At 67.6% G+C, this 2737-nt stretch carries 2 protein-coding genes; both read right to left on the bottom strand.

All coding sequences use genetic code 11. The features are described from left to right. Positions 1 to 550 precede the first annotated feature (550 nt). The gene (locus Q8O14_12095; GenBank protein ID MDP2361469.1) at positions 551 to 1060 is read right to left on the bottom strand and encodes an adenylyltransferase/cytidyltransferase family protein; all 510 of its coding nucleotides are present in this window, start codon (positions 1058 to 1060) and stop codon (positions 551 to 553) included. Further along, positions 1050 to 2576, bottom strand: a complete 1527-nt coding sequence (locus tag Q8O14_12100; GenBank protein MDP2361470.1) for a DUF3108 domain-containing protein — start codon at positions 2574 to 2576, stop codon at positions 1050 to 1052. The genes Q8O14_12095 and Q8O14_12100 overlap by 11 nt, the downstream gene beginning before the upstream one ends. Positions 2577 to 2737: the final 161 nt, after the last annotated feature.

Here is a 2737-nt window from a genome sequence, read left to right on the forward strand (position 1 = left end):
ACGCCGTCCTTCACCGCACGATGGCCGGATTTACGCCGCCTGGACCTTGACCATCGGAGCTTCGCGATCATTTGCCCGCTCGCCCCGTCCGGCGTCGCCTCCTATCCGGTTCTTGTCCATCCACCCGCGGGTTACGCTCCACGCTTCCTCCCCACGGTCGGTCGCCCTTCCGCAGCTGCGCTTCACTTCGATCGCGATGGCCTGCTCTCGGGAGGACTTGCACCTCCAGGACGGCGCCCATGCTGGGCGCACCAAAAGAAAGCCGCCCGTGAAGGCGGCTTTTTGAATTAGCAACCAAGACCAACTTCCTTCTCGCCGTTCAGATCCGCCTTCGGCCTTGCACCTCGGCAGCCATCTCACCTTTGCACGGTGAATGTTCGGATGAGTGGTTCTGAACCGTTTGATCTTGCTGGCGCTTTGATTTGCCAAGATCATGCCAGAATTCCGTCAATTGATTCTCAAGCACTTAGCGCCGCGATCACCTTGGCAAGTGCCCGATCCTGCACAATACTGTCCAAAATCTGGGCTGTGCGCTGCGCCGGCGCTTTGCTCAGGAATCGATCGGGCGGCCCAGCAGGCGGCGCAACCGCTCCACCAGGACCGTGGTGCTGCGCCCCGGCAGCAGGGGCAGGCGTTCCACCCGGCCGCCCCAGGACAAGACCTCGGCGGCACCCACAATCTGATCCAGGGCGTAGTCCTCCCCTTTGGCCAGCACGTCCGGCCGCAGCAGGCAGATGAGCTCATGGGGCGTTGCTTCGTCGAAGAGCACCACGGCGTCCACCGAGCGCAGGGAAAGAAGGAGCAGGGCGCGGTCCGCCTCCGGCATGAGCGGCCGCTCCGGGCCTTTGCCCAGCCCCCGGGCGGAGCGGTCGCTGTTGAGGCCGACAAGCAGGGCGTCGCCCAGGGCGCGGGCCTCGGCCAGGTAGGCGGCGTGACCGGCATGCAGGAGGTCGAAGACGCCGTTGGTGAAGACCAGCCGGCGCCCCGTGAGGCGCAGGTCCTCCCGCCAGGCGAGTGCACCCTCCAGGCTGAGGGGGGATGGCGCCACCTCAACGGACATCGGCCACCTCGTCCAATTCCAGGGTGATCTTCCCCAGCTTGATCTGGAAGCGTGCCGTGAGGGGCAAGGCCTCCTGGTCATCACTGAACTGCCCCCAGAACTCCCCCGTCAGTCCGGCGATGCCCCGATAATCGGCTTGCCCGTGGATCTCCACCACCGGCTGCATGCGGCCCAGGACCTTGGCCTGGCTGCAGCCTTTGCGGCGGATCACCGTGCGGCGCACCTCCTCGTCCACGAAGGTCAGCACTGGGCCGAAGCGGCCGTCCCGCACCTGCCGGCGCGCCGCGAAGAGCAGCGAGAGGCCGTCGAAGACCTGGTTGGCCAGGGGCAGCTCCTCACGGAAGATCTCCCCATTGGGGCGGAAACCCCGCACCGTCACCCGTTGGGAGTCCACGTCGAAGATGTAGATGCGGTTGTTGCGATCCTCCCCCTCGCGCCCCATCGCTTTGAACTCCAGGCTGTGCAGGCAGTGGGTCGGAATGAGCGATTCATAGACGTCATGGAGGTCGATGATCATGCGGTAGGCGGGGTTGCTGTCGATCTTGTAGTAGACGCGCATCGCCTCGTGGACCCCCGCGCCCCGGCGGACCTCCTCCCGGCCGCGGACGCCCACCACCAGTTGCCCAAGGGGAATGATGCCGTAGCGCACCTTGTAAGTCCACTGGCGGCCCGGCGGGAAGAACTCGGGGAAGGCGACGGCATAGCGGCCCGCCTCCCGGTCGGCGGGCAGGGCGGCCCACACATCGTGCAGGCCTTTCGCCACGCACCAAGCCTCCAGCGGGCGCCCGTCGGAGGCCGTCTGGTAGCGCAGGCGCAGGATCAGCAGCCAGTCCCTGGCCTGGTCACCCTGTCCCTGGGCCTGGGCCAGGACAATGGCGGACTCCAGCATGGGCCGCAGGGGAAAGAGGGCCAGGCCTCGGTTCCAGCTGGCCAGGGCACGGCGGTCCTGGCCAGCGCGCCGTTCCGCCTCCCCCTGGGCATACCAGGCCAGTGGATTGTCCGGGCGCTGCTCCAGATGATGGCGGGCCGTCTCCCGCAGGCGTTTGTGATCGTCGCTGGACAGCAGCGTCTCGAGCAGGAGGTTGGCAATGGCCTGGTTCTTGGGCTGCTGACGATAGGCCGTCTCCAGCAGCTTGAGGCCGCGGGCGCGGTCGCCGCCGGCCAGGGCCATCCGGCCCGCCTGGTAGAGGGCCGTCGTTTTGTAGGGAGAGCGTGGCGCCAGGGTGGCGAGGGCGTCCGAGACGCGCAGCAGGGAGCGGCGGCTCTCGGGACCGCGCTCCTCGCGGGCGACCTCGCCTTCGGCGATGAGCCGGTTGAGGCGGGCCAGCTCTTCGCCCTGCGCCTCCTGGCGGCGGAACTCGGCCAGGGCCTCCCCGGCCCGCCCCTCCGTCCACAGCTCCAGCCCGCGCTGGAGGGATCCCTGGTAGGCCAGGACGGTCAGGACGGCAAGACCGCCCAGGAGCAGCAGGCCGCCCGCCACAAAAGAGGGCCGGCGCCAGCGGGTCAACCAGTTCATGTGCTTGTCCCCAGCCAGAGGGTGAGGGGCGGCCACCAGGTGATGATGGCCAGGGCCGCCAGCAGCAAGATCAGGTAAATGATGGAGGCGCGGTAGAGATCAAGGACGGGACGTTTGAAGCGGTAGCTGGCCAGGAAGAGGTTGAGCCCCACCGGCGGCGT

The organism is bacterium, assembly GCA_030685015.1.
Taxonomy (GTDB): domain Bacteria; phylum CAIWAD01; class CAIWAD01; order CAIWAD01; family CAIWAD01; genus CAIWAD01.